22 protein-coding genes are annotated in these 26,978 nt (G+C 65.4%); 10 read left to right on the top strand and 12 right to left on the bottom strand.

The window, feature by feature from the left end; translation table 11 throughout:
• Window positions 1-10: 10 nt before the first annotated feature.
• The 6 genes from EII42_RS07190 to EII42_RS07165 all read right to left on the bottom strand — a co-directional run bounded on the left by EII42_RS07190 (window position 11) and on the right by EII42_RS07165 (window position 9,619).
• The gene (locus EII42_RS07190; RefSeq protein ID WP_125171443.1) at window positions 11-4,951 is read right to left on the bottom strand and encodes a S8 family serine peptidase; all 4,941 of its coding nucleotides are present in this window, start codon (window positions 4,949-4,951) and stop codon (window positions 11-13) included.
• A 118-nt stretch (window positions 4,952-5,069) separates the two neighbouring features.
• Complete coding sequence (locus tag EII42_RS07185; protein WP_125171442.1) at window positions 5,070-6,059, bottom strand: sensor histidine kinase KdpD; 990 nt, start codon at window positions 6,057-6,059, stop codon at window positions 5,070-5,072.
• Window positions 6,056-6,730 (bottom strand): response regulator transcription factor, encoded by a 675-nt coding sequence (locus EII42_RS07180; protein ID WP_125171441.1) that lies wholly within the window; start codon window positions 6,728-6,730, stop codon window positions 6,056-6,058. The genes EII42_RS07185 and EII42_RS07180 overlap by 4 nt, the downstream gene beginning before the upstream one ends.
• A 16-nt stretch (window positions 6,731-6,746) precedes the next feature.
• Window positions 6,747-8,399: a cytochrome c biogenesis protein DipZ gene (locus EII42_RS07175; protein ID WP_125171440.1), complete on the bottom strand. Its 1,653-nt coding sequence runs from the start codon at window positions 8,397-8,399 to the stop codon at window positions 6,747-6,749.
• Window positions 8,400-8,936: a thioredoxin family protein gene (locus tag EII42_RS07170; RefSeq protein ID WP_125171439.1), complete on the bottom strand. Its 537-nt coding sequence runs from the start codon at window positions 8,934-8,936 to the stop codon at window positions 8,400-8,402.
• 47 nt (window positions 8,937-8,983) lie between these two features.
• Complete coding sequence (locus EII42_RS07165) at window positions 8,984-9,619, bottom strand: TetR/AcrR family transcriptional regulator (protein ID WP_125171438.1); 636 nt, start codon at window positions 9,617-9,619, stop codon at window positions 8,984-8,986.
• A gap of 95 nt (window positions 9,620-9,714) precedes the next feature.
• Here EII42_RS07165 and purB point away from each other — a divergent pair, with 95 nt between their 5' ends.
• On the top strand, window positions 9,715-11,142 hold the full coding sequence (gene purB, locus EII42_RS07160; RefSeq protein WP_125171437.1) for an adenylosuccinate lyase: 1,428 nt from the start codon (window positions 9,715-9,717) through the stop codon (window positions 11,140-11,142).
• Between the two features lie 65 nt (window positions 11,143-11,207).
• Here purB and EII42_RS07155 read toward each other — a convergent pair whose 3' ends face one another.
• The 4 genes from EII42_RS07155 to EII42_RS07140 all read right to left on the bottom strand — a co-directional run bounded on the left by EII42_RS07155 (window position 11,208) and on the right by EII42_RS07140 (window position 15,130).
• Window positions 11,208-12,311 (bottom strand): ABC transporter permease, encoded by a 1,104-nt coding sequence (locus tag EII42_RS07155; RefSeq protein WP_125171436.1) that lies wholly within the window; start codon window positions 12,309-12,311, stop codon window positions 11,208-11,210.
• On the bottom strand, window positions 12,308-13,186 hold the full coding sequence (locus EII42_RS07150) for an ABC transporter ATP-binding protein (RefSeq protein ID WP_125171435.1): 879 nt from the start codon (window positions 13,184-13,186) through the stop codon (window positions 12,308-12,310). The genes EII42_RS07155 and EII42_RS07150 overlap by 4 nt, the downstream gene beginning before the upstream one ends.
• Before the next feature lie 79 nt (window positions 13,187-13,265).
• On the bottom strand, window positions 13,266-13,916 hold the full coding sequence (locus EII42_RS07145) for a response regulator transcription factor (protein ID WP_125171434.1): 651 nt from the start codon (window positions 13,914-13,916) through the stop codon (window positions 13,266-13,268).
• On the bottom strand, window positions 13,913-15,130 hold the full coding sequence (locus EII42_RS07140) for a sensor histidine kinase (RefSeq protein WP_125171433.1): 1,218 nt from the start codon (window positions 15,128-15,130) through the stop codon (window positions 13,913-13,915). The genes EII42_RS07145 and EII42_RS07140 overlap by 4 nt, the downstream gene beginning before the upstream one ends.
• Before the next feature lie 88 nt (window positions 15,131-15,218).
• Between EII42_RS07140 and EII42_RS07135 the strand changes: the two genes are divergently transcribed.
• From EII42_RS07135 to EII42_RS07110, 6 genes are all read left to right on the top strand, one after another.
• Window positions 15,219-16,445, top strand: a complete 1,227-nt coding sequence (locus tag EII42_RS07135) for an MFS transporter (RefSeq protein WP_199729822.1) — start codon at window positions 15,219-15,221, stop codon at window positions 16,443-16,445.
• On the top strand, window positions 16,442-17,308 hold the full coding sequence (locus EII42_RS07130; protein ID WP_125171432.1) for a phosphoribosylaminoimidazolesuccinocarboxamide synthase: 867 nt from the start codon (window positions 16,442-16,444) through the stop codon (window positions 17,306-17,308). Before EII42_RS07135 ends, EII42_RS07130 begins: the two co-directional genes overlap by 4 nt.
• Before the next feature lie 61 nt (window positions 17,309-17,369).
• A complete protein-coding gene (purS, locus tag EII42_RS07125) occupies window positions 17,370-17,609 on the top strand; it encodes a phosphoribosylformylglycinamidine synthase subunit PurS (RefSeq protein ID WP_125171431.1) in 240 nt (79 codons plus the stop codon).
• On the top strand, window positions 17,606-18,280 hold the full coding sequence (purQ, locus tag EII42_RS07120) for a phosphoribosylformylglycinamidine synthase subunit PurQ (protein WP_125171430.1): 675 nt from the start codon (window positions 17,606-17,608) through the stop codon (window positions 18,278-18,280). The genes purS and purQ overlap by 4 nt, the downstream gene beginning before the upstream one ends.
• Before the next feature lie 118 nt (window positions 18,281-18,398).
• Window positions 18,399-18,866 (top strand): SigE family RNA polymerase sigma factor, encoded by a 468-nt coding sequence (locus tag EII42_RS07115; protein WP_125171429.1) that lies wholly within the window; start codon window positions 18,399-18,401, stop codon window positions 18,864-18,866.
• Window positions 18,867-19,024: 158 nt separating this feature from the next.
• Window positions 19,025-19,699 (top strand): hypothetical protein, encoded by a 675-nt coding sequence (locus EII42_RS07110; RefSeq protein WP_125171428.1) that lies wholly within the window; start codon window positions 19,025-19,027, stop codon window positions 19,697-19,699.
• A 161-nt stretch (window positions 19,700-19,860) separates the two neighbouring features.
• Here EII42_RS07110 and EII42_RS07105 read toward each other — a convergent pair whose 3' ends face one another.
• Window positions 19,861-21,036: a winged helix-turn-helix domain-containing protein gene (locus EII42_RS07105; RefSeq protein WP_125171427.1), complete on the bottom strand. Its 1,176-nt coding sequence runs from the start codon at window positions 21,034-21,036 to the stop codon at window positions 19,861-19,863.
• A gap of 103 nt (window positions 21,037-21,139) precedes the next feature.
• Here EII42_RS07105 and purL point away from each other — a divergent pair, with 103 nt between their 5' ends.
• The 3 genes from purL (at window position 21,140) to EII42_RS07090 (ending at window position 26,405) form a co-directional block, all read left to right on the top strand.
• The gene (gene purL, locus EII42_RS07100; RefSeq protein ID WP_125171426.1) at window positions 21,140-23,389 is read left to right on the top strand and encodes a phosphoribosylformylglycinamidine synthase subunit PurL; all 2,250 of its coding nucleotides are present in this window, start codon (window positions 21,140-21,142) and stop codon (window positions 23,387-23,389) included.
• A gap of 191 nt (window positions 23,390-23,580) precedes the next feature.
• Window positions 23,581-24,918, top strand: a complete 1,338-nt coding sequence (locus tag EII42_RS07095) for a dipeptidase (protein ID WP_370318104.1) — start codon at window positions 23,581-23,583, stop codon at window positions 24,916-24,918.
• Window positions 24,915-26,405: an aspartate ammonia-lyase gene (locus EII42_RS07090; RefSeq protein ID WP_370318103.1), complete on the top strand. Its 1,491-nt coding sequence runs from the start codon at window positions 24,915-24,917 to the stop codon at window positions 26,403-26,405. The genes EII42_RS07095 and EII42_RS07090 overlap by 4 nt, the downstream gene beginning before the upstream one ends.
• 156 nt (window positions 26,406-26,561) lie before the next feature.
• Here EII42_RS07090 and EII42_RS07085 read toward each other — a convergent pair whose 3' ends face one another.
• Complete coding sequence (locus EII42_RS07085; protein ID WP_125171423.1) at window positions 26,562-26,819, bottom strand: HPr family phosphocarrier protein; 258 nt, start codon at window positions 26,817-26,819, stop codon at window positions 26,562-26,564.
• Between the last annotated feature and the right edge of the window lie 159 nt (window positions 26,820-26,978).

Here is a 26,978-nt window from a genome sequence, read left to right as displayed (position 1 = left end):
GGTGCCAGTCTCAGGCCCCGGTCTTGGGCAGGCCCGGTTTGCCGGGCTTTCCTGGCCCAACCGGTTTCCCGGGGGTGCCTGGTTTCCCGGGGCTGCCAGGTTTGTGGTCGCCCGCTGGCCTTACCTCAACACGTACCTCGCGCTGCACGCGCTGGCCGAGCGAGTCCGTGGCGGACAACAGCACCCGATACTGCCTGCCCTTCTGGAAGGTGGACGGCTCGAAGGAGATCGTGAGCGGCAGGACGCCGTCCTCCGCGTCACGGGCGACGTAGCCGGCCTTCAGCGCGGCCAACACCTTGCTTGCGGCGCTCACGTCGTCGTTCGCCTCCACGATGAGGAACTCAGGTCCCTCGATCACGGGGGGAGCATTGACGAGGAAGAGCAGCTTCTCCATGGACTGGTTGCCTGCGGCGTCTGCGGCGAGCAGCACCAGCGTATGGGTGCCTGAAGCCAGTTTGGCGCTGTCGATTTCCGCCTCCACAACGATCTCGCTCCGCGCGTCGGACGCCTTGGCCTGTGCGGGCTGCGGCTCGCCGCCGCGGTACACGGTCAACGTGGCCCCGGGGTGGTCAGCCTGCACCACCTTGCCGGCGAGGGGTTTGCCGTCCAGGGTGAGGTGCAGCCGCTCTAGGTTTGTGTCGGTCGCGATCACCCTGATCGTGGTCTTTCCGGACAGCAGCTGACTCGCCGCCAACCCTTGGTGCTCAAGCCGCGGGGCCTGGCCGTCGGAAACGAACGGGATGGTTCGTTCGAAGCCGTTTTGGAACTCGTCGTAGAAACTCATCCGCATGAACTCGCCGGGTTTGCCGAGGATCTTCTCGTCAAAGGCGCGCCGGTTGCGATCCGCGCCGGGGTCGTTAAGGTTCTGGAAGTTGCGTATCACTGAACCATTGAGCTTCAAGGCGTAGCCGAACTCATCGTCGGACACCTCGCCGGAGACGCGAACATCCTTGGGTGACGTCAGATAGATAGCGCCGTCAGAGGCCACCCGGGGATCAGTCGCGAACGAGTAGTCAGGCAGGTTCCTGTCGAAGAGGAAGGTGAGGCTCGATTCAGCCCAGTTGCTTGCGTCCTGCTGGATCTCGATGCCCACCTTGGTGATGCCATTCACCAGATTGATCGGCACTTCGAACCGGCCGTTGTCGTCCAGCTTCACGGCCTTGTCCTCGACCCGGAAGTCCTGGAACGCGCCCAAGATTCGTCCCTTGAGCGTGAGCCGGGCCGCGATTTTATTCCCGGTAGCCTCATCGTCAATCAACTCAAGGTTCTCGAAACTGCTGTCTACGAAAAAGACGGCTCCAGCCTCAGGCGCGATCGGGTGCAGGTTTGGGTCGTCAAACGCGATCCTCGGAGACAGATCCGGGGCCTCGTTAAAGACAGGCCAAGTCTTCAGCGCCTGATTAACCAGCGCTCCTTGTGCGGCGTGATCGTTCGCATTCAGGAAGACCGCAGGAACCAGGTCGCTGGAGGTCAGCCTCGTCTTGAACCGGCCGTTCCCATCCACGGGTATGGGATTACCGGGGGTGTCCTGGTAAACCACGATGTCGCTGACGGGCGAGACGTCGTCGGAGACAATAGCCTCGATCTCGATCTCGCCGTTCTCATCAAGAATCGCCTCGCCTTTGTCGCTGAGGTTCATCTTGATGATCTTCAGCTCGGGTGGCGTGATGTCGTAGCCCAGCCAGAGATTTTCCGGGTCGATTTTATAGATCTGCTGACCGCTGCCGTCGAAGGCAACTACCTCGAACCGGTTGACGTCCTCGGGAGACTTCGCCTGCTTCAGCGGAAGCTTGACTTCGGCGCCTGAGCCCTCAATACGGGCTTCGTGGCCGTTCACGGTGACCCGTTTCACCGAATCCAGAACGTGGAGCGCCATGACGATCTCGCCGTCCTCAATACGGGGAGCGACCTGTTGCTCGGTATCCGAGCCAACCCATTTATTGAACAGGTGCTCGTTGACCAGCTTGACTGGCGCGGAGCCCAGATACTCGATCTTCTCCGCGACGTTGCCCGCCTCATCCTGGACCGTCAAGCGCAGGAAGTCGTTATCCTTGACGGCGTCCGGGGGCACCGTGACCTTGAAGCTGCCGTCGGGCTGGTTCTCCACCGGGAGCGACAATTTGGGACGCGAGACCAAGCTTGCCTGCCCAGAGCTGGGGATCAAGCCGGAGAGCGCGTCCTTGGCATACACCATGAAGGTGCGTGACCCGTCGGGGTTGGGTGTCATGTTGAGGCTCAGCTCCGGGGCGGTGTTGTCGACCTTGAAGGGCAGTTCCGTCACCTGCCAGTCGAAGTCAGACGACAACCGTGCGCGGATTCTCACCGCGTAATCCGTACCATCCGGCGTTTTAGCAAAGGCGTTCTTGGCAGGATCGTAGATCCCGCCATCCCAGCCTAGCGTGGAGAGGAGATGCGAATTGTCGGTGTCCGGATCCAGCTCCACAAACCGGTGGCGGAGCACGTCCCGGTCGCTTCCCAGCTTGACCCACGTCTTGTCGCCCTTCAGCACCTCGGCCTCGACCTCGCTAGCTGAACGCATCAGCATCACCATGGGGTAGATGGATTCGTTCTCGGCGAAGGACATCCAGAAGGCTTCTTCCGGGCCGCCGATGCCTGGTCGGACGAGCTTGGTGCGGCTCGGGGTGTCTGCGCCGAAGAGAGGAGCGAAATAGGGGTTCTCCGGGTCGTCAATGATGCGCTCGGCATTCCAGTTTCCGACGAAACCCAGGTAGGGCACGGAAAGCGACGGCTGTGCGGTCTCGTCGTCGGAGGCCAGCGTGGCCCAACCCTGGATCCAGTGGTCCTTTCCGTCCTGCGGCGTCAGGGTGAAGTCGACGGTGGCGCTGCCCCCGGCGGGAACCCGAACCTTGGCGGCGCTGGCGGATAGGCTTTCCGCCGGGTTGCAACTCATCTGGTTGGGGCCGTTGATCGTCTGCGACTCGGCCAGCACGCAGGTGCCGCCCGCGCTGAACGTGTGCTCCGTCGATCCGTGGTTGGAGAGCCTGACGGTGAACGTCCGTGGGCCCCGGACCTCGCGCAACGCGGCGGTGGGCGAACCCTCGACGGTGGCGAAGACGTTCGTGCGCAGTGCGTCCTCGGTCTGGATCAGCCCGGCGCCGATCTGGCGGGGCGCGTAGGGCACCCTGTCTGGGTTTTCCAGGATGCGGGCGGTATTCGCCAGCGCGATCCGCAGGCGCTCGTTGGCTTCCGACTTGCCCAGGCTGGGGAAGCGCTTAGCGTAGGCCTCGCGTCCCAGCGCGAAGGCGCCAGCGACGTGGGGCGCTGCCATGGACGTGCCGGATTCCTCCCCGTACTCGTTGCCGTTCAGGGTCGAGTAGACCGAACCACCGATCCCCGAGAGCTGGGGCTTGAAATCGAGGGCTGGGCCGGTTCCCCAGGAGGTGAATGCGGAGGGCGTGAGGGCCTTGTCTCCCAGAGGATAGGGCACCGTCTGCCTGGTGAGTTCCACCTTGATGCTGCCACCGTGAGCAGCGATCATCTCCTTGACTTTCAGGCCGTGGCTTCGCCACATGAATGCTCCCGGCAAGGCGACATCATCCACCCCGGACATGCTCTCATATCGGTCTCCACCCTCTACCGAGTTGTAGATGATCACACCTGCTGCGCCCGCCGTCATGGCGTTGCCGAACATTTTGGCGAAGGTATTCTTTCCGCGCTCAATGAGCACGAACTTACCTTCAACCCCGTTGGGAAACTCGTTTTCGTGAGGCTCCGGGTCATCGGAGGCATAGTCGCTGGGGAACCTGCCAAAGCCGGCGGCAACGATGTCGTACTCTTGATCATCGCGGGCGCCGGTTTGCAGCTGGTAACCCAGCTCCAGCTTCTCGGCGCCCGCGGTGAACACGGCCTTGTGCGCCAAAGACTGCGTGTTGTTGACGCTCGCCACGCTCAGGGCACCCCGTGCTGTTGCGGGGGAGCCGACGGTGCCGTCGTCGAGCAGGCCGGTCGCGTCGTCGGTTTCGCCGGTCAAGGACCCGTTGATGCCCTCATTTCCGGCTGCGACGATCACCTGCACGCCTGCAGCTTGGGCATTCGCGATCGCGCGCCCCTCGCCGACGCTGGATTGCTCGGTGCCGTTGGTTATGCCGAGCGACATATTGATCACGTCGGCACCGAGTTCGACCGACTTCTCGATGGCAGCGATAATGTCGTCCTCGCTGGCACCCCCATCTTGGCCGTTGGAGAAAACCTTCATGCTGAGCAGCTGGGCGTTGGGCGCGACGCCATTGATCCGGCCACTGAGCGCATCCGCGTCCTTGCCGCCGTTGGCTGCAGCGATCCCGGCGACGTGCATGCCGTGCATCGAACTGGTTGTGTCCACGAAGTTGTCGTTATCGTCGGCGAAGTTCCAGCCATAGGGAATCTTCTCAGTGGTGCCTTTACCAGTTGGCCTCAAACGCCCCTCGACATCGTCATCTAGGCGCATGTCCTGGTGCGTGGGGTCGATCCCGGTATCGATAACGGAGATGACGAGGCCGCGGCCGTCAACCCCTAGGTTCTTTCGGGCCTGCGTGCTCTTCGTCAGGTCGCCGGCGGAGGCCATCGTCGGATAGTACGTTTTCAATGGCCGCACCGACTCGATGTCAGGGTCGCCTAGCAGGTTTGGGATCTGGTGGCGAGGCAACTCAACGGAGAATCCGTGCACAAGCGAGCCGAACTTTCGCCGCACCTTGAAGCCCTCCACATGGCTCCAACGACGGGTTACGCGTTCGACGGCCGCCAAGCCTGCCGCCTCATCGCCTCTGCCCTCGGGCTGCGATTTGAGCATCACGAGCGCCTTCTGTGGCTTGCCGGAATCGCTCGGCTGGCTGCCTCGTCGCAGCACCGCATGCGGGGGCGGGGCGTCGGTAACGTCCGCATGGGCGGGCGAGAACAGAGTTCCCGTGAGAGCGAGTGTCGTCGCAGCCAGTGCTGCAAAAGCTTTCTTCATTGAGGACCCTCCAAGCTCGGGGTTGCCATATGCAGCCTAGCCGGGTCCGAGAGCAGATTTGGGAAGCCGTGGACGGTTTTCGGCAACTGGTGCCGATTTCCGGGTGGCACGGCTTTTCTTATTCTCGGGGTAACGTCAACCGGAGGCAGCAGCCGTCGCCTACGTTTCGCACGGTGGCGCTGCCCCCGTGGGCCACAGCGATCGTGCGCACAATCGGCAGTCCCAGGCCCGAGCCAGCGGTGGCTTCGGGGGTGCGCGCCTGATCGCCGCGCCAGCCGGGGTCGAACAACCGTGAGAGGTCGGCAGGGGGGATGCCTCCGCACCTGTCCCGGATTTCGAGCACGACGTGGTCTGGTTCAGCGGACACCCTCGCCTCGACCGTGCTGCCCGGAGCGGTGTAGTTTACCGCGTTGACTAGCGCATTTTGTGCGGCGCGGGTGAGCAGTCTCGGGTCGGCGAGTACCTCGGTGCGGCCGGTTGACTGCCCGACGAGCCGTACGTTGCGCCGCTCGGCCAACGGGGCCAACTGCGCGATTAGGTCCGAGACGATGTCGCCCAGTGCTACCGGCTCCGGTGCCACCGGCAGCTCGCCCGAGTGCAGCGCCGCGAGGGCCATCAGATCGTCCACCATGTGGCTCGTTCGCTCCGCTGAGGCGACTATCGCCCGGTAATAGCTCTTGGGGTCGGGGGCCACCGAATCCTCCAACGCCTCGCCCATGGCCCGGATTCCAGCCAAAGGGGTGCGGATGTCGTGGGAGAGCCAGGCGATCAGTTCACGGCGGGACTGCTCAAGTGCGCGTCGCGCGCGCTCCTGCTCCAGCGCAGCGCTGGCCTCGGCGGCCTGGCGCTGCGAGTTCCGGGCCAAGAAGACGCCCACGAGGACCGCGATGGGGGCGGTCGCGGCCAACACGATGAGCGGCAGCTGCGACTTCACCACCATCTGCTGCACGCCGACGACGAGCCCCGCCCCGATGGCCAGCACCACGGAGGTGGGGCCGAGCACGCTAGCCCAGCGCAGCGAGCGTTTCGCCACTATTGAGGTGACAACGGCGGAGGCTGCGCCGACGACGAGCGCCGCCCCGACCGACAGCATCACCGGGACGATCATCGCTCGGGCTCCCAGCGGTAGCCCCGCCCCCAAACGGTGACCAGCTTCGTCGGGCTGGAGGGGTCGTCCTCCACCTTGCCGCGCAGCCTGCGCACGTGGACGGTGACGGTGGCCGCGTCGCCGAAACGCCAGCCCCACACCGCCTGCATCAGCTCCTCGCGGGAGAAGACCTGATCGGGGTGGGAGACGAAGTGGGCGAGCAGGTCAAACTCGCGCAGGGTGAGGCTGATCGGTGTGCCGCGCAGGGAGGCCTTTCTGCTGGTCAGGTCGATGGTGAGCGGGCCGTCAACCAATTCTCCGGAGTCCGGGGCGTTGCCCGCTCGGCGCAGCACGGACTGGACCCGCAGCACCAGCTCTCGTGGGCTGAACGGTTTCGTGAGGTAGTCGTCGGCGCCCAGTTCGAGCCCGAGGATGCGGTCGGCCTCGCTGTCCTTGGCAGTCAGCATGATCACGGGTACCCGGGAGCCCGTGGAGCGCAGCCTGCGGAATACTTCTAGCCCGTCGAGCTTCGGCAGCATGAGGTCCAGAACGACGAGGTCGGTGGCCTCGGCGGCAGCGAGTCCGCTGGGCCCGTCGATGGCCTCGACAACCTCGTAGCCCGCCGCGCGCAGGTAGTCGGCGACGACCCCACGCACGGTGGGGTCGTCGTCCACAACAAGTATCTGAGCCATCTGCTCAGCGTAGTCATCAGCCGAAGGTGAACGCATTCGCCCGTACACCTTCGCTGAATGTCAACTCCACGGTTTCGCCCGGGCTGGCTTCCGGAAGCCGGACCAGCCGATAGAGCTTCGAACCCGAAATTTGCACCTTACCGTCAACGACGTCAGGGCCGGGCGCGCTGCTCTTGACCTCGACGGTGGCGCCCTCGGGACCGCTCATCACCAGGAACATTTCGCGCCCCGTGAACCGGTACTTCAGTCGGGCGCCGTCGCGGCCGGCAGTGATCGACTCGTTGTCGACCAGCCATTGCCCGTCTAGGGTCCACTGATTTACCTTCAGTTCTTCGGCCGCCCGGAAAGTGCTTTCCCCGGCGCTCAGGCCCGGCTCACCGACGAAGCCGGCGGCGCGGTCGGTGCCCAGGTAGGTCTCCGGGGATTGCCCGGGGGTGTGGGTCAGCACCTCGCCGGTGGTGCTCGCGGTCGGGCCCTGGGCGTCGAGCAGCTTACGAATCTGGGTTTCCGCCTCGTCGTAGTCCCCTTCGCCGAAGTGGGTCCAGACCACCTCGCCTTCGGCGTTGACCAGGTACTTCGCTGGCCAGTAGCGGTTGCCGTAGGCCCGCCAAGTGGCGAAGTCGTTGTCCAGCGCGACGGGGTAACGGATGCCAGCGTCGCCCACCGCGCGGCGCACGTTCTCGGGCATCCGCTCGAAGGCAAACTCGGGAGCGTGCACCCCGACGATCTCCAGCCCTTGGTCGTGGTAGCGGTCGTACCAGGCGTTGAGATAGGGCTGGGTTCGGATGCAGTTGATGCAGCTGTAGGTCCAGAAGTCGATCAGGACCGGTTTGCCGCGTAGCTGGCTCATTGTGAGGGGGCTGGAGTTGATCCACTCGGTGATGCCCTCGAACTCGGGTGCTTTGCCGAGCGCGGCGGAGCGTGCGGGTTCGTCCCCCGACGGCAGCTGCTTAGGCAGGAGGTTTTCTTCCACCGACGAGATGACGGGCAGTTTGTCAACCGCCCAGGCCTGAACCTGCTTGTCCACGCCGGTGGCGACCAGCACGCCTACGACGATGAACAGCACCGCGATCACGCGCTGGAACCAGCCGGACGGGTTAGCAGCCCATCCGAGACGATCGATCAGTTTCCGCCCGGCGAGGGACACGGCCAGCAGGGTCCCGGCCATGCCTACACAGTAGGCGCTGAGGTAGATCATCGCGGTCGCAGGCTGGGCGGGAAGCACCGTCGCGATCACCCACGCGTAGGTTGGGCTGCAACTGGAGAACACCGGCCCCAGGGCGGCCCCGGTCAGGACCGCGCCCACGGTCTCACCGCGGCCGGAGGAACTGGCGGAATGCAGCAGGCTGTGCGAACGTCCGGAGAGGTTGAGCCGGCCAGCGAGGCCAGCCCAGACCCCTGGCAGCAGCATCGTCAGCCCGAGGATGACCACCAGCGCCCCCGACGCGATGGCCCAGACCATCGGGTCAATATTGATCAGCGCGGTGGACGCTTTGAGCAGCAGGGTGAACGCGATCAGGGAGACGGTCAGCCCGAGAGCGATCAGGTACGGTCGACGGCGGGAGCCGGTGCCAACCGAACCGCCGACGATCACGGGCAGGAAGGGAAGCACGCAGGGGGCCAGCACGCTGAGCGCGCCCGCGAGCAGGGACAGCAGGACCAGCAGCATCTACTTCTTCGCCCCCGCGAGTGCGTCGTCGAGGCTGGTGGCCACCCACTTCTTCACGCTGTTTCCGGCGGAGTCCACCTCGACGAAGGTGTGTTGGACGGTGACGCCGTGCTGCTTGCGTAGTTCGGTGTGCTCGTCGTAGTCCACCTTGACGAAAGTCACGCCCGAGGGGACGACGGAGCTATCGGCGAGGAGAGCCTCGTCGATAGCTCGGCAGGCTGGGCACCACTTGGCGGCGAAGAAGAGGACCACCCGCTGGCCGGAGAACTTCTTCATGTCGGCCGAGTAGGCGGCGTAGTCGACGTAGGCGGGTGCGCTCATGGTGGAGTTGGACATCGCGCCGCTCGGCTCGCTCATGGCCCCGCTGGGTTCGGTCATCGCGCCGCCCGACATGGAGCCGTGTCCGCCGGGGGTGGCCTGCTGGCTCATGGCCGGCGTCATCGCGTCGGATGGGCTCATCTTGGCTTCGGTGGCTCCGCAACCAACCAGGGCGATGGTCGCGGCGACGGCGAGGGAAAGCTGTGCAGTAATTCTCATGGCACCAGCCTGCCCGCCGGGCGCTAACGCAGAGGAGGGCGAAAACCTTACGAAAGACTAACAGGCTCTTGGCCCAGCATCGCCTCGAAGGTGGGGGCCAGCAACCTGTCGATGTAATCCACCGCATCAGCTCGCGGTCGGCGCAGATCGGTCACAATCCAGCGCGCAGCCACCGCACGAGTGAAACCGACGACTCCGTGCCCCCAGATGTTGGCGGGTTCGGGGTCTAGCCCGTTGCTCGTCAACCAGGCGCGGAAAAGCTCCGAGACCCGGTCTCCGATCCGGGTCGTGATCCCCGTCAGTGGGTGCTGGCCCTCCTCGTTGGCTGGTCGGCTGATCACGAACTGGTAGATCTCGGGCTCGTTCTCGACGAGGCCGAGGTAGGTGTCCGCGAGCGCTCGGACCAGCTGGCGCGGATGCGTCTTGGCGGGATCCTCCAGCCCCAGCTGCTCCCAAATCCGCTGACTCACGACGTCAACTATCGCCGAATACAGACCGTTCTTATCACCGAAGTGCCGGTAGATCACCGGTTTCGACGTGGCTGCCTCATGCGCTATTTCGTCCATCCCGACCAAGGGGCCATGGCGTCGAATGGCGCGCAGGGCCGCGTCCACCAACTCGGCGCGTCGCTGAATGTTGTGCGCCTGCCACCTAGTGGTGCGTCCGTCCACACGTATGTCCATAATTCCGAAGGGTACGACATCGTATGGTGACGGCACGCTTCGGGTCCTGGCTAGCGACCATTGAGGCAACACTCCTGGCACATTAGGCTGACCCCATGAGTGTGCCAAATGTGCTTGCAACCCGTTATGCCTCAGCGCAGATGCGTGAGATCTGGGGGCCAGAGGAGAAGGTGATTGCAGAGCGAAGGCTCTGGCTCAGCGTGCTGCGGGTCCAGCGCGACCTGGGCGTCGATTTCGCGGGCGCCGACATGGACCGGGTGCTCGCGGATTACGAGGCGGTCGTCGAGCGCGTGGACCTGGCCTCGATCGGCGCTCGGGAACGGGTGACGCGCCACGACGTCAAGGCCCGCATCGAGGAGTTCAACGCGCTTGCCGGGCATGAGCACGTGCACAAGGGCATGACCTCGCGCGACCTCACCGAGAACATCGAACAGTACCAGGTGCTGCGCTCGCTTCACCTTGTGCGGGATCGCGTGGTTGCGGTGTTGGCCCAACTGGCCCGTTTGGCGGCCGAGCACGGCTCGCTCGCGCTGACCGGTCGCTCGCACAACGTTGCGGCCCAGATCACCACCCTAGGTAAACGTTTCGCGACGGCCGCCGACGAACTGCTCGTCGCGCTCGCCCGGGTCGAGGAACTGATCGCCCGCTACCCGGCCCGAGGCATCAAGGGCCCCATGGGAACAGCACAGGACATGCTGGATCTGCTGGGCGGCGACGTTCAAAAGCTCAGCCAGCTGGAGAGGTGGGTTAGTGAGGAACTGGGGTTCCACGCGGTGCTCACTTCGACTGGCCAGGTGTATCCACGCAGCCTCGACTACGACGTGGTGACGGCGCTCGCTCAGGTTGCGGCGGCGCCCAGCAACGTGGCTACCACCATTCGGCTGATGGCTGGCCATGAGCTGGTCACGGAGGGGTTCAAGAAAGGACAGGTGGGCTCGTCGGCGATGCCCCACAAGATGAACACCCGCTCTTGCGAGCGTGTGAACGGGCTGGCCGTGATCCTGCGTGGGTACGTTTCGATGGTGGGGGAGCTGGCGGGTGACCAGTGGAACGAGGGCGACGTCAGCTGCTCCGTGGTGCGCAGGGTGGCGCTGCCGGACGCCTTCTTCGCACTGGATGGGCTGTTCGAGACCTTTCTTACTGTCCTGGCCGATTTCGGAGTTTTTCCCGCTGTAGTGGAGGCCGAGTTGAACCGGTACCTGCCGTTCCTCACCACGACGAAGGTGCTGATGGCGGCGGTACGGCGAGGAGTCGGGCGTGAGGAGGCCCACGAAGCCATCAAGGAGCATGCGGTAGGCGTCGCGCTGGGGATGCGCGCGGGTGGGCACAACGATCTGCTCGACCGGCTGGCGGCCGACGCCCGCCTGAGGATGAGCCGTGCGGAACTCGACGCGCTGGTCACCCGTCCGCTCGACCTGGCGGGCATGGCCGAGGCACAGGTGGCGGCCCTCGTTGCGCGGGTGGGTGAGGTCGTCGCGCGCCACTCGGAGGCCGCCCGCTACGAGCCGGGTTCGGTGCTCTGAAATGCGCTGAGCAGCTGAAACGACGGCGGGGCGGCTTTGCAGTGCCCCGCCGTCGTTTGTCCGGCTCACTCCGCCGAGCGGAGAGCTTCAGCAATCTTGACCCGTTTGCCGGTGCGCAGCAGCCCACCGCTGTAGATCTTTGCGGCCAGCGCGATGATCGCCGCGGTGGAGAAAATCAGGAGTGCCAGAGCCAGATAGGGTTCCCAGGGTGCTATCTGGTCCAGGAAGATGCGCATCGGCACCGCAACCGGGGTGGAGAAGGGGATGTAGGTCATCACCTTGAGCAGCGTCGGGTTGGTGGGTGCGAAGGCCATCGCGAAGTAGGGCAGCATCACCAGCCAGATCATCGGCTGGGTTGCGCTGCCCAGATCTTCGGAACGCGACACCAGAGCGGCTGCGGCAGCGTACAGCGCGGCGATCATGACGAAGCCGACCAGGAACAGCACGATGAACCAGACCAGCGGTGTGGCGATGCCCTGCAGCGGGAAGGACTCCTCGTTGACCGCTTGGCCGATCAGCACGGCAGCGACGATGAGGGCCACCTGAACGAGCGCTGCTGCGGAGTTGCCGAGAATCTTTCCCGTGAGCAGCGCCCGCGAGTTGATCGCGGCGAGTAGGATCTCGACGATCCGGGTCTGCTTCTCCTCCACCACGGACTGGGCGATGCTCATCCCGAACGTGATTGCGGACATCATCCACACCATGCCGAAGCCGATGCCGGTGATGTACGCGACGGCGGGGTGGGGCGCGTCTGGATCCAACAGTTCCACGTTGGGGTGGGTGGCCAGCGCGCGCATGACGGTGGAATCGACCTCGCGCAGGCCCAGTACTTTGAGCCCGATGGGGTTCGTGGCGTCCGCGACGACCGCGCTGTCTGCCTGCGAGGTGCGAACCTGCTCGCGGGCGGACGCTTCGTCGGCGACGATCTCGACCACCACGTTAGGGGCGCCCTGCAGCCTGGGCGCCAGTTCGCGGGTAACCGCGACGGTGCTCTCCCCGCTGAGCAGGTCACCTATCTTGGGTAGGAAGATGCTGCTGAGCAACACGATGGAGAGCATGATGCCCGTGGAGATTAGGAAGGACTTCGACAGGAAGCGGGTCACGACCTCGCGCTTGGCCACGATGCCGACGGTGGCCCAGAAGCTGGGGCGGATGGTTTCGTTGCTCATTTCGTGATCTCCTTGTACATCTCGTGCAGGCTGCGCTGCACCTGCTGGAACTTGCTGACCGTGCCCCGGGCGAGGGCCTCGGTCAGTACCCGGTTGGCTGCGGTGGCGTCGTCGGCGCGGAAACGTACGTAGCCGCCGTCGAACTCGACGACCGGGACCAGATCACGCACCCAGCCGGTGTCGCCGGCGAGGACCATTTCCCAGTCGCGGCCGTTGTCGCTGGCCAGCAGCTGGGCGCGGGTACCCTGGGCGCGGATCTCGCCTGCGGAGATGATGACGAGTTCGTCGCACAGCCGCTCGACGACGTCGAGCTGATGCGAGGAGAACAGCACGGGTGCGCCGGTGGCCGCCACTTCACGCAGAACTTGGACGGTGGCGTCCACCGCATCTGGGTCGAGGCCGGAGAACGGCTCGTCGAGGATCAAAGCGTTCGGCTGGTGAACGAGGGCCGCGGCAATCTGCGCGCGCTGCTGGTTGCCGAGGGAAAGCGATTCCAGGGTGTCGGTGGGCTTGCCCACCATTCCCAGGCGCTCCAGCAACTCCAGGCCCCGCGAGCGGGCGGCAGCTGCGGTGGCGCCGTGCAATTGCCCCAGGTAGACGAGCTGGTCGATCACCTTCATCTTCGGATATAGGCCGCGTTCTTCGGGCATGTATCCCACGTGCGCGCGGTACTCCGCGCCGATCGGGCGCCCATCAACGAGCACCTCACCCTGGCTGGCGGCGAGCACGCCGAGGATGATGCGCATGGTGGTGGTCTTTCCGGCGCCGTTTCCGCCGACGAAGCCGGTCATCAGGCCAGGCTTGATGTCGAATGAGATGTCCTTCAGGACGTGCTTGTCGCCGAAGAACCGGTGAACATTTCTTACGCTGATCATGTACCCCACGCTATTGCGGCCCGGGTGCATTCTGCTTCCCGCATAGGGGGGAAATCCGGGCCTCCCCCGGTTGGGGGAATCAGCGGCTTCTGGGGGATACCACGCCGTTCTCGTAGGCCCAAATGACCGCGTTGACCCGGTCGCGCAGTCCCAGCTTGGCAAGGATGTTGGATACGTGCGTTTTGACCGTCTCCGGGCTGACGTACAGTTCGGCCGCGATCTCGGAGTTGCTGAGGCCGCGGGCCAGTTGTATCAAGGTGGCGTGCTCTCGTTCGGTGAGTTGATCGGCGGATGCCCCGGTGGGGGCGCTGGCGGCCGCGAATCTCCCGATGACGCGTCGCGTCACCTGGGGAGACAGCAAGCCTTCGCCGCGGGCAAGGACTCGCACCGCGTCGATGAGCTGTTCGGCCTCCGCCGTTTTGAGGAGAAACCCCGACGCGCCGGCGCGCAGGGTCTCGAAGAGGAAGTCGTCCCGGTCGAAGGTGGTGAGGATCAGGACACTGGCCGGGCAGCCCGCCGCGGCGAGCCGTCGGGTGGCCTCGATACCGTCGAGTTCCGGCATCTGCACATCCATGCAGATCACGTCGGGAGACAGTTCCTCGGCCAGGGCCAGGGCCTCCAAACCGTTGCTCGCCCCACCCACCACCTGGATGTCCGCTTCTGTCTCCAGGATGGTTTTGAACCCGGCGCGGATCAGGGACTGATCGTCGACGAGGAGCACTCGAATCATTTCTCTCCCAACGGCAGCTGGGCCCGTACCCGGAACCCGCCGAGCGGCTTCGGCCCGGTCTCCAGTGTGCCCCCGACTGCGGCCACTCGTTCGCGCATTCCGATCAGACCGGTTCCGGTGCCGGGCAATTGCGTCGCGTGGCCCAGCCCATCGTCGGAGATCTCCAACTCAAGCACCTGGCCGAGGTTGCGCAGCCGCACCGCGACGCTGGCGGTGGGCCCGGCATGTTTGGTGGCGTTGGTTAGGGCCTCCTGCACGAGGCGGTAAATGGTGAGTTCCAACGACGGCGTGAGCGGGGGCAGGCCGCCGATCACCTCGAATGTGGTGGGTCGTGTCGGTGTGTTCGCCTCCGCGACCAGCCGGCGCACATCGTCGACGGTGGGCAGCCCGGATGTGTCGGCATCGGATTCCCTGAGCGTCAGGACCAGGTGCTGCAGTTCCTTGACCGCCTGGCGCGCCCCGGCCTCGACCTGCTTCAGCGCCTCCACCGCCCCATCATGGTTGCGGGCGAGCAGGCGACGGGCTGCCGCAGCCTGCACCCCCATCAAGGTCACGTGGTGGGCGACGACATCGTGCAGCTCGCGCGCCATCCGCACTCGCTCTTGCTCGATGGCGTGCCCGACGACCTCGGCCTGCAACTGTTCAATGTCTTGACGTGCCTGCCTGAGTTCGGTGAGCACGAGGTACTCCTGCCAGGAACGGTTGCCGAAGACCCAGGCTCCTGCGTAGAAGGCCACGTTGATGGCGCCCTGTAGTACGAAGAAGGCCAGGAAATCTCGGACCCCGAGTTCCTTGGCGCCCAGCGACTCCTCCAGCCCGTTCAGCGCGGCTAGCACCAGCCAGCCGAACATTACCGTGGCGATGAGGATGCGCACTACCAGTGCGGCTGACCTGCGCGCGGACCAGGCCCCGATGGAGTAGAACGCCAGGAACAACGCGATCTGTGAAGCGTAGATATCAATGCCGGTGAGATTCGCCACCAGGATGTACAGGACGTGTGTACTGAGTGCCGCCGACAGCGGGTAACGTCGTCGCCACACCAGGGGTACAACCATGAGGCAGGAGCCGAGCATCTGGAGCCCGAGGTGCGTATTGAACAACCGGATTCCGGCCTGCCAACTGAGGCAGGCCATCAGGCAGCCGAAGACACCCAACGCCAGCGCCGTGCGAAGCTCGACGCGTAGCCAGTCGGCTGGGAGATCTCTGTGAAGCATAATCCCGGATGTTAGCTTGGCTGCTGCTGCTAGGGATCCCCGACGCGGGGGAATTGCGCGTTGACGCGCTTAGGACGAAACTAACCGGGTGAGGTTGGACAAACAACTACCTCCCACCGTCTGGGTGCTGGTGGGGGCCGCGTTCTTGATCGCCTTGGGCTTCGGCCTGATGGCGCCGGTGCTGCCCACCTTCGTAGCGGACAAGGCGGCCGCCGTGTTCCCCGACGCCGCAGTCACCGCGACCAGTTTCCTTATGAGTTCGTTCGCCATCATTCGGCTGCTGTGGGCTACCCCGGCGGGCGCCATCGCCAACCGAATCGGCGAGAAACAAACCTACGTGTGGGGCATTTGGTTGTGTGCCCTGTCCACCACGCTGATCGCTTTTGCCGAGGATTACTGGTCGCTGCTGCTGTTTCGCTCCTTCGGCGGCGTCGGCTCGGTGATGTTCACTGTCTCCTCGATGGGGTTGCTGATCCGGATCGCGCCGGTGCACATGCGCGGGCGGGTCTCTGCGCTTTACGGCGGATCCTTCCTGGTTGGCAATGTGATCGGTCCCGCGTTCGGCGGACTGATGGCCGGTTTCGGGGTGCGGGTGATTTTCCTCACCTATGCGGCGATGCTGGTTTTCGCGGGCCTGGTCATGGCGCTGTTCATGCCGGCCACGGTGTCGTCGAGGGCGGACGCGGAAGAAGCCAAGCGGGAGATGCCCCTCGGCGAGGCGTTGCGCAATCGCGCCTTCTGGGCCAACCTGGTGGGCTCCTTCGGCAACGGCTGGGGGAACTTCGGGGTACGTTTTGTCTTGACCCCACTGCTCATCGTGCGCGTGCTGGGCGCGGAGGAATGGCTAGCTGGCGCCGCGATGGCGGTCTACGCGATCGGCAACGCGGTGGCGCTGCCCGTCGCGTCGAGCTACGCCGACCGGGTTGGGCGTAGGGGAACCTCGGTCATTGGCCTGGCCGCTTCCGGTCTGTTCCTGGCCCTGCTCGGGCAGGCACCCAACGCCTGGGTGGCGCTGGTGGTGTGCCTGCTTGGCGGGCTGGGCACGGGTGTGTGCAGCCCAGCCATGAACGCCGTCGTGGCCGATGTGATCGGCAGCGAGCGTTCCGGAGGGCGGGTGATTGCGGTGTCGCAGATGGTGACCGATGTCGGGGCGATCCTCGGCCCGTTGGCGGCCGGCTACCTCGTGGACGCCTCCGGCTACGGGCTGGCCTTCGGGCTGAGCGGCGCCATTCTCCTTCTGGGGGCGGCCAGCTGGTTGGCCGCGCCGGAGACGCTGCCGCGTTCCGAGCAGCGCCGGGATACGATGCCGAGGTGAGCCAGTATCAAGAAGCCCTCGGACTGCCGCTCAGGCATATTGGGAAGGTGCGCGAACTTTTCGACTTCGAACACGACGGGAAGCCCTGCTACCTGATGGTGGCCACCGACAGCATCTCAGCCTTTGATCACGTGCTGCCCACCCGGATCCCGGGGAAGGGCGCGATTCTCACCCAGCTGAGTTCCTGGTGGTTTGAGGAGTTCGCTGGGGTGCCCAACCACGTCGTCTCGACGGCGGTGCCGGAGGCCGTGGCCGGCCGGGCCGTGATCGTCGAGAAGCTCGATATGGTGCCGGTTGAGTGCGTGGCGCGCGGCTACCTCACGGGCTCCGGCTGGGCGGAGTACCTGAGACAACAGACCGTCTGTGGCATCGCGCTGCCGGCCGGCCTACGCGACGGCGACCGGCTGCCGGAACCCATCTTCACTCCCGCCATCAAGGCGGGAGCGGGTGGGCACGACGAGAATGTGGACTTCGCCACCATCGTCGACCTGCACGGCACCGAACTGGCCGAGCGATTGCGGCAGCGGACACTGGAACTCTACTCCCGGGCAGCCGAGCTGACCGCGTCGCGCGGCATTATCCTGGCGGACACGAAGTTCGAGTTTGGGCTGCGCGAGGGCGAACTGGTGCTGGCCGACGAGGTGCTGACCCCGGACTCGTCGCGGTTCTGGGATGCGCAGCGCTGGGCGCCGGGGGAGTCGCTGCCCAGCTTCGACAAGCAGTTCGTGCGCGACTGGCTGGCGAACGACTCCGGCTGGGACCGGGTCGGGCCGCCGCCCGAGCTGCCCGCCGACGTGGTGGCAGCCACCCGAGAGCGCTACGTGGAGGCCTTCCGCCGCATCACGGGTAGGCTTCCCGACTGAGGGGCGTTCGCGCGTGCCGTTGGCTACGCCCGAGCAGGGAATTGCCGTTAGCATGGTTGTCATGTCACGTGTGGTCGTCAACGTCATGCCGAAACCCGAGATTCTTGACCCGCAGGGCAAGGCCGTAACTGGGGCCTTGCGTCGCCTAGGGTTCGAAGGGCTGACGGTCCGCCAGGGAAAGCGGTTCGAGATTGAGGTAGAGGGGCAGATCACCGACGAGGTGCTCGCCCGAATCGGTGAGGCCGCCGAACGGCTGCTGGCAAACACCGTCATCGAATCCTTTGAAGTGGTGGCCGAATGACCAGGGTTGGTGTTGTCACCTTTCCCGGCTCCCTGGACGACCACGACGCACTGCGCGCGGTTCGGTTGAGCGGCGCCGAGGCCGTCGCGTTGTGGCACGGTTCCGACTCGATTGACGGGGTGGATGCGATCGTGCTGCCAGGCGGCTTCTCCTACGGCGACTATCTGCGCTGTGGTGCCATTGCAAGGTTCAGCCCGATCATGGACAGCGTCATCGATGCGGCGGGCAAGGGAATGCCGGTGCTCGGCATCTGCAACGGCTTCCAGATGCTGTGCGAGGCTCACCTGCTGGAGGGCGCGATGATTCGCAACGCCGGCCAGCAGTTCATCTGCCGCGACGAGCGGCTCCGGGTGGAGACGAAGGACACGGTGTGGACGTGCGCCTTCGAGCCCGGGGAGGAGATCACGATTGCGCTGAAAAACGGCGAGGGCAACTTCCAGGCCGCGCCCGACGTGCTTCGACGTCTCGAAGACAATGACCAGGTGGTGTTCCGCTACATCGACAATCCGAACGGCTCGGCCAACGACATCGCGGGCATCACCAACAAGCGTGGCAACGTCGTGGGTTTGATGCCGCACCCGGAACACAACGTCGAGGAGTTGACTGGCGCGTCGCTTGACGGCAGCAGACTCTTTGCTTCACTGCTCAGTTTCCTGCAAAACCGCTCCTGACTAGGTGTGAAGAAGGCCACCGTGCGGTGGCCTTTTTTCATGTGCAGTTTCAAGAAAAAAGTTGGCATGTGCTGAAACGGTTGGCTGGCCCCGCAGCGTTTAACAAGGTGAGGAGGTAATGATGAGTTTCGATCAGTTTGTGCAGGACCGAGGAAGCAGGCTGCTGCGGTCTGCTTGGCTGCTGACCGGCGATAAGCAGCATGCCGAGGACCTGGTACAGACGGCTCTGGTCAAATGCTTCAGCCGCTACAACGGCGAGGATGATCGCTTCGAAGGGTACGTTCGCAAGGCGATTCACCGCACATATATCTCTTGGTGGCGGCGTAGCAGTTGGCATGAGAAACCTGTGGAGCAGGTGCGCGACCAGATACTGTCGGGCGGCGATGTGGAACGTCGCCTGGACTTGGCTCGTGCGTTGCGTTCACTTAGCCGTCCTCAACGTGCCGCGGTGACGCTTCGATACTTCGACGACCTAACTATCCCGGAAGTTGCGAAGACGCTCGGCATTCCGGAAGGAACAGCAAAAACCCACATTCATCGTGGACTGGCTGCTTTGAAGCAGCTGGTCGACATCCAGGAAGGATAGTGATCATGGATCTTAACAAGGCAATGAATGGGCTGGCGCCCGAGATGGATCCGGCCGGAATCGCTCAGTCTGTTCGGCGACGTCGTGGTCGACGTCAGGCGATAATCGGCGGAACCACGGGAGCCTGCGCGCTCGCACTCGCAGTGGGAGGAGTTCTCATGCAACAGAATCAGTACGCCGCACCGACGCCAGAGGTGTTTTCGAACGCGACCGTCTTCCAGGCCGGTAACCAAACGGAGAAAACTCAGAGCGGGAAGCCGCAGACCCAGCAGTCTCCGGCTGAACCGAAACCTGCCGGTCAGGTCGCAGGCAAGGTGACTATCTTGCAAAGCCCGGGGGACTCACACCCGAAGCTGTGCCAGGTCTTGCTCACTTCCTACCCGCCGCAGTGCACGGGGCCCAGCGTTCTGGGCGAAGTGGACTGGGTAAAAATCGGTGCTGAAGAGGTCTCGGGTACTCGTTGGGCCGACGATGTCTGGGTGCTCGGTTCCTTCGACAGCGAGAAGGGAGAGTTGACGTTGACGGCGTTGCCGTCGCGTGAGGCTCCCGCAGGAGCGGAGGTCTCCGAGAAGGTTGATCCCGTCCCCTACAACCCAAACGGTGACGATGAGGCAGCCGAAGAGCGTTTTGCTAAGGCCAGGAAAGCGCTCGACTCCCTCTTCCAGGATAAGGGGCCGATCGCAATGTTCGACGACTACAGCAACCCTGGAAAGCTGACCGTCGTGCTGTGGGCGCAGGACGCGGAGGTGGAGAAGAAGGTCAGGGAGCTGATCGGGCGGAGCCTTTCGGCCGACGAGTACGGTTTCGACGCGCTGCTTAAGCGAGTGAGTTGAGCCCTAGCGACAGCTGCCCCACCCGGTGTACCTCGCTCATCGCGCGGCCGGGTGGGGCAGCTCGGTCGCGTTGCCTGCCCCGTTCACGGGATTGAGGCACTACGACGCTTCAGCGCGACGCACGAATAGGCCGGGTGACGTTGTCGCGGGGGCGTGGGGCCTCAGAGCTCCTTGGCCAGCGCGTCCACTAGGTCGCCTGCTGCGTCGTCAGCCAGCGTGATCTGGCCCAAGCCCAGCCAAGCAGCAAGCTCGGCCAACTCCGCTGCCAGTTCGCGCGCCGTGTCGGGCGGGGCCTCTTCCTCGGCAAAGGCGGTGCGCACCAGCAGGCGCCCAGTTGCGCGATCCGCTTTCAGGTCGGTGCGTCCGACGAGCCGATCACCCAGCAGGAATGGCAGCACGTAGTAGCCGTACGGCCGCTTGGCAGCAGGCGTGTAGGTGCTGATGCGGTAGTGCATCCCGAAGAGTTGAAGCAGCCGCCCGCGTGTGAATACCAGCGGGTCGAAGGGGGCCAACAGGGCCCGTGCCCGCACCCGGCGCGCCTCGTGATCGGTGCGCAGGAACAGCTCGTCGTCCCAACCTTGCACGCGAACACGCTCCAACTCGCCCGTGGCGAGTAGTTCCTGCACCGCTGCGCGCGTATCGGCCTTCCGGAGTCGGTAGTAGTCGGCGAAACAGTTGAGAGAGCCGATGCCCAGGGCCTTGCTGGCCGCCCGAACCAGCTCCGCCGTCGCCTCTGCTGCGCCCGGCGGCGGGGGCAGTGGGCCGAAAGCGCGCTCCGGCAGGTCGTAGAGTCGCTCGAACGTGGGAGTGCGGCGCAAGGCCGTGAGCCGTCCGAGCGCGAACAGCGCCTCGCACACGCGCTTCACGACGGACCAGTTCCAGCCCCAGCTGGTCTTTGGCACGTCGGGGGCACGGAACCGCAGTTGAAGCTGACGGGCGGTCAGCGGCCCGTCGCGCCCGATGGTCTCGACGATGCCCTCCGCCAGGCGGGGATACTCGGCCAGCGGCGCGGCCCAGAATGGGTGCTCGGCTGCGCGCGCCATTCTCGGCCGCAGCCAGTGGCGGGTCGCCGTCGGAACGATCGTGGCCTCGTGCGCCCAGACCTCGACCAGTTCTGCGGCCGCGGCTGCTCGCTCGAAGTGCGCCACGTCGTAGCCGCCCAGCCTGGAGTACGCCGGCATCAGGTGCGCTCGGGCGAGTACGTTGATCGAGTCGATTTGGGAGAGCCCGATCGTGTCGAACAGCTTCAGAAAGGCCGAGTGGGTGACCCTCTTGGGCCTGGGGGAAGCCAGAGCCTGGGCCGTGAGCGCAATGCGGCGCGCTCTATCGAGTCGCATACATGAAGTGTAGTCGTGTCCCCTGCCGGGGGCACTGCCGAGCTGCCCTGCGGTCGCCGGATCGGAGGGTGCACTGGGGGTAAACCCGATAGAGTTACATCTTGTGGTAGATACCGTTGATCATGCGTCGAACACCCCCGAGGTCGAGCAACCCTACGCGGCACTGGGCGTCAAGGACGACGAGTATGCGCGCATCAGGGAGATCCTCGGGCGGCGGCCCACCGCCGCGGAGTTGGCCATGTACTCCGTGATGTGGTCGGAACACTGTTCTTACAAATCCTCCAAGATTCACCTGAAGCGGTTCGGTGAGTTGAGTCAGGACACCCCCCGTGGGCCGCTGCTCGCAGGCATCGGGGAGAACGCGGGCGTCGTGGACATCGGCCAGGGCTATGCCGTCACGTTCAAGGCGGAGAGCCACAACCACCCCAGCTACGTCGAGCCTTACCAGGGCGCGGCTACCGGCGTGGGCGGCATCGTGCGCGACATTCTGGCGATGGGTGCGCGCCCGATCGCGGTGATGGACTCGCTGCGCTTCGGCCCGCTTGACGCCGCAGACACTGCGCGCGTGCTGCCGGGAGTTGTGTCCGGCGTAGGCGGTTACGGCAACTGTCTGGGCCTGCCCAACATCGGCGGCGAGGTCCAGTTCCACCAGAGCTACCTGGCGAACCCGCTGGTCAATGCGCTGTGCGTCGGCGTGCTGCGGCACGAGGACCTGCATCGGGCGCACGCCTCGGGTGTCGGCAACAAGGTGATCCTCTTCGGGGCGGCCACCGGCGGTGACGGCATCGGGGGCGCCTCGATCCTCGCCTCCGAGACCTTCGACGCTGACGGCCCGGCGAAGCGCCCCAGCGTCCAGGTGGGCGACCCGTTCATGGAGAAACTGCTGATCGAGTGCACCCTGGAGCTGTTCCAGGCAGGCATCGTCACGGGAATCCAGGACTTCGGCGCCGCAGGCATCTCCTGTGCGACCAGCGAACTCGCCTCCGCCGGCGACGGGGGCATGCACGTTGACCTGGAGCTGGTGCCGCTGCGCGACCCGTCGCTGAAGCCCGAAGAGATTCTGATGAGCGAATCTCAGGAGCGCATGATGGCGGTCGTGGCGCCGGACAACGTCGACACCTTCATGGCGATCTGCGGGAAGTGGGATGTCCAGGCCACCGTGATCGGCGAGGTCACGGAGGGCGACCGGCTCATCATCGACTGGCATGGCGAGACCATCGTCGACGTGGACCCGAAGACGGTGGCGCACGATGGCCCAGTCTACGAGCGGCCTTACCACCGGCCGGGCTGGATTGATGAGTTGAACGCCAACCGGGCGGAAAGGCTGCCGCGGGACAACTCGCCGGAGGGACTGCGGCATGCGCTAGAGCGGGTGCTCGCCCACGGCAACGTCGCCGATAAGACCTGGGTCACCAGGCAGTACGACCGCTACGTGCGGGGCAACACCGTGCTGGCGCAGCCCGAGGACGCGGGCATGATCCGTATTGACGAGGCTACCGGGCTGGGCATCGCGCTGTCGCTGGACGCCAATTCTCGCTTCACGCTGCTAAACCCCTATCTGGGTGCTCAGCTGTCGCTCAGCGAGTCCTACCGGAACGTGGCGGTCAGCGGGGCCGAGCCCGTCGCCATCACCGACTGCCTCAACTACGGTTCGCCGGAGGATTCGAGCGTCATGTGGCAGTTCGTCGAGACCATCCTCGGCCTGGTTGACGCCTGCCGCGAGCTGGGAACCCCCGTCACCGGTGGCAACGTTTCGCTGTATAACCAGACCGGTTCGGCTCCCATTCTGCCCACGCCCACTATTGGTGTGCTTGGCGTGATCGACGACGTCCGCACCCGAATCCGCTCGGGTTTCCGCGCCGAGGGCGACGCCGTCTGGCTGCTGGGCACCACCGACGAGGAGCTCTCCGGCTCCATCTGGGCCGAAGCCGTGCACGGGCATTTGGGTGGGTTCCCGCCTAAGGTTCGTCTCCAGGAGGAGATCGCGCTCGGCAAGCTGTGCCGGGCCTCGGCCAGGGAAGGCATCCTGTCCTCCGCGCACGACCTGTCCGAGGGCGGGTTGGCGGTGGCCGTCGCTGAGAGCGCCTTCCACTCCGGGTTGGGCTGCCGGGTGACGCTGCCCGTTGAGGATCCGACGGTGGCGCTGTTCAGCGAGTCTGCGGCGCGCGCTGTGGTGTCGCTGCCTGTGGGGAACGAGGAGAGGTTCGCGGAGCTGGCGGCGCAGCACGGGGTTCCCGCTGCTCGCATCGGCGAGGTGGGTGGCGACCAGCTGGATTTCGTCGGCCACCTCAGCATTCCCCTGGCCGACGCCAGGGACGTCTGGGCGGCGCCGATCCCGGCAGCGTTCAGCTGATTCCGCGCCACGCCCGTCGCTGAGGCCCGGCCCGGGTCCGGTGCGCCGGCTGGGCAAAAAGCCTTCCGGCATCCGGCCTATGCGCCCAGCGCAGGGGATGGCTGCTGGGGTCCCGCCCTGCCCCGAAAGCGCTTTCGAAACAGTCTTCAAGCTGCCCCGTCGTCCTGCGGCCGCATGGGTGGGCCGCTAGGCTGCAAGGCGTGACCATTTCTGCTGCTGTAACCGAAGTCCTCCCCGGCGTCATCGACGATCTGAAGCGCCTGGTGGCCATTCCGTCCGTGTCCTCCTTGGCCGAGCATCACGACGATGTGCTCGCCGCCGCCCGCGAGGTAGCCCGGCTGCTCGGCGACGTGGGCGCGGGTGAGGTGCGGATGTTGGAGGCGGGCGGCAAGCCCGCGGTGTACGCGAATTTCCCTGCGCCTGCGGGCCAGCCCACCGTGCTGCTCTACGCCCACTACGACGTGCAGCCCACCGGCGAGGTCGCCGAGTGGACGAGCGCGCCCTTCGAAGCCCAGGAGCGCGCGGGCCGCCTCTGGGGCCGGGGCACCGCGGACGACAAGGGTGGGTTCGCTGTCCATTTGGCGGCGCTGCGGGCGTTCGGTGGCCGGCCGCCGGTGGGGGTGAAGCTGCTGATCGAGGGCGAGGAGGAGCAGGGATCACCGACGATGGCGGCGATCCTCGACAAGTACACCGACGAGCTGTCGGCTGACGTGTTCGTCATCGCAGACGCCACCAACTGGGAGGTGGGCACGCCGAGCCTGACGACGATGCTGCGCGGTCTCATTGACGTCACCGTCACGGTTAGGACCCTGCGCACGCCGATGCACTCGGGCGCGTTCGGCGGGGTGGTGCCCGACGCGCTCACCGCGCTCAGCCGTCTGCTGGCCACGCTGCACGACGACCGTGGCAACGTCGCGGTCGCGGGCCTGGTGGCCAGCGACGACGTAGCCGTTGACTACTCCGATGAGCGGCTGCGCACGGAGACGGGGTTGCTTGACGGGGTGCAGCTCATCGGTGACGGCCCGGCGGCGGCCCGGTTGTGGACCAAGCCGACGGCGTCGGTGCTGGCGATCGACGCCACGCCGGTGAAGGATGTGGCGAACGTGTTGGTGGCGCAGGCGCGCGCCGTGGTGAGTGTCCGGCTGGCGCCCGCCGACGACCCGGGGCGGGCACAGGAGGCGCTGCGGGCACACCTGGAGCGCAACGTGCCGTGGGGTGCGCAGCTGGAGTTGGAGTTCGGCCGCGGCAGCGCGGGCAGCCGAACCGAGCTGACGGATGAGCGCGCTCGGGCGGCGGTGGACGCGCTGCGGGAGGCATTCGGCGTCGAGCCGGTGGAGATGGGCTGCGGCGGGTCGATCCCGATCGTCGGAGAGCTGGCGCAGCGCAACCCGGGCGCGCTGGTGCTGTGCACCGCGGTGGTCGATCCGCATTCTCGGATGCATGGAATAGACGAATCGCTCAGTCTCGACGACTTCGCGAAGGCCGCGCACGCCGAGGCACTGCTACTGAACAACCTGTCGAAGGGATAGTGATGAACATCAGGATCGAGCGGGACTCTCTCGGCGAGTACGAGGTGCCCGCGGACGCCTACTGGGGCGTGCACACGGCGCGAGCCGTGGACAACTTCCCGATCAGCCGACGGCCGATCGGGATCTACCCGGATTTCGTGGTGGCTTTCGCGCAGGTGAAGCAGGCCGCGGCGCGAGCCAACGCTGACCTGGGCGAGTTGGACGACGAGCGCGCCGACCTGATCGATCAGGCCTGCCAGGAGATCATCGAGGGAGCGCTGCACGATCAGTTCATCGTCGGCGTGATCCAGGGTGGGGCAGGCACGAGTTCCAACATGAACGCTAACGAGGTGATCGCCAACCGTGCGCTGGAGCTGGCGGGGCGCGAGAAGGGCGACTACGCTTACCTGCACCCGATCGATCATGTGAACCGGGCGCAGTCCACGAACGATACCTACCCGTCGGCGGTGAAGCTGGCGGTGGCGGCGGGAATTCGGAAGCTGATCGCGGAGCTGCAGCTTCTGCAGTACTCCTTCCACCTGAAGGGCCGGGAGTACCGTGACGTGTTGAAGGTTGGGCGTACCCAGCTGCAGGACGCTGTGCCGATGACGCTCGGCCAGGAGTTCCACGGTTTCGCATCGACGCTGGGCGAGGACGTTCAGCTGCTGGAGCAGACGCTGCCGTCGCTGAGCGAGCTGAATCTGGGGGCGACGGCGATCGGTACGGGTATCACGGCGCACGAGGACTATGCGCCGGCGGTGATGCGACACCTACGCGAGATCACGGGCGAACACCGGCTGCGCACGGCACATGATCTGATCGAGGCGACGAGCGACACCGGGGTTTTCATGCTCGTTTCGTCGGCGCTGAAGCGCAACGCGATGAAGATCAGCAAGATCTGCAACGACCTGCGGCTCCTCTCCTCGGGCCCGCAGGCCGGTTTGGGGGAGATCAGCCTGCCGGCGAAGCAAGCAGGTTCGTCGATCATGCCGGGCAAGGTAAATCCGGTCATCCCGGAGGCGGTCACCCAGGTGGCCTACGTGATCGCGGGTTCGGATGTGACGGTCTCGATGGCTTCGGAGGGCGGCCAGCTGCAGCTGAACGCCTTCGAGCCGGTGATGGCACACATGATCCTGCAGAACGTGACATGGCTCAGGCGGGCCATCCGCACGTTGCGCATCAACTGTGTCGACGGGATCGTTGCCAACCGCGACCGGTTGCGCCGGATGGTGCAGTCCTCGGTTGGTGTGGTCACGGCGCTGTCGCCGACGATCGGCTATCAGGCGGCTGCGGATCTCGCCAAGGCCGCGCTGCGCGGCGAGGGAGAGATTCGCCAGTTGGTGGTGGAGCGGGGTCTGCTGACGGAGCAGCAGGTGGACGAGCTGCTGAACCCGCAGAGCCTCAGCAACCAAGGTCCGGAGACGCAGTCGATGCCGAAGATGACGCCTGAGTTGATCGCAGCCATTGAGCAGGAGCTGGACCGCTCGGATCGGCGGCACGACTACTAGGGCCGTCACGAGAACCCTGCCCGGAGCGAGGATGCTCCGGGCAGGAGGCGAGGTGGGTCCTCAGCGGCGGCTGGCTGCGCTGGTTGGCCAAGGCTGTGGAAGGCCAGCTCACCGGGTTGAGCGATCCGCGGCCCGGCCTTCTGCGGCGGGGCCGGTTCAGGCCTCGTCTAGGTCCTGAGCGATGAGATCCGCGATCGCCCGGGTTGCGGCCTCGTCGTCGCTGGAAACGGTGACCTCGGCTCCGTGCTCAGCTCCGAGGGACATGATCATGAGCGGGGAGATGGCGATGACGCTGTGGCCGTTGTAGGAGAGCATGATCTGCGCGTCGAAGGTCTGCGCAGCTTGGGCGATCAATCGGGCAGGGCGCGCGTGCAGGCCAATGGTCGAACCAACTGGGACGGTGATCTCAGTCAACGCCGGTTTCCTTTCAATCGTCCCAACTCGCGCATCGCAACACTGCAAGATACACGAACCAACACATCTATTCATACACGAATAGCCGAGGTTCGTCAGTGGTGGGTGCGGGATTGGCACGAAATCGTCAGGTCCGGTGAGCGACCGATTAGGCGATGC

This window comes from Tessaracoccus sp. OH4464_COT-324, assembly GCF_003932855.1.
Classification (GTDB): Bacteria; Actinomycetota; Actinomycetes; order Propionibacteriales; family Propionibacteriaceae; genus Arachnia.
The sequence above is the reverse complement of the archived record's forward strand: the minus strand, read 5'-3'. Positions and strand labels throughout refer to the sequence as shown.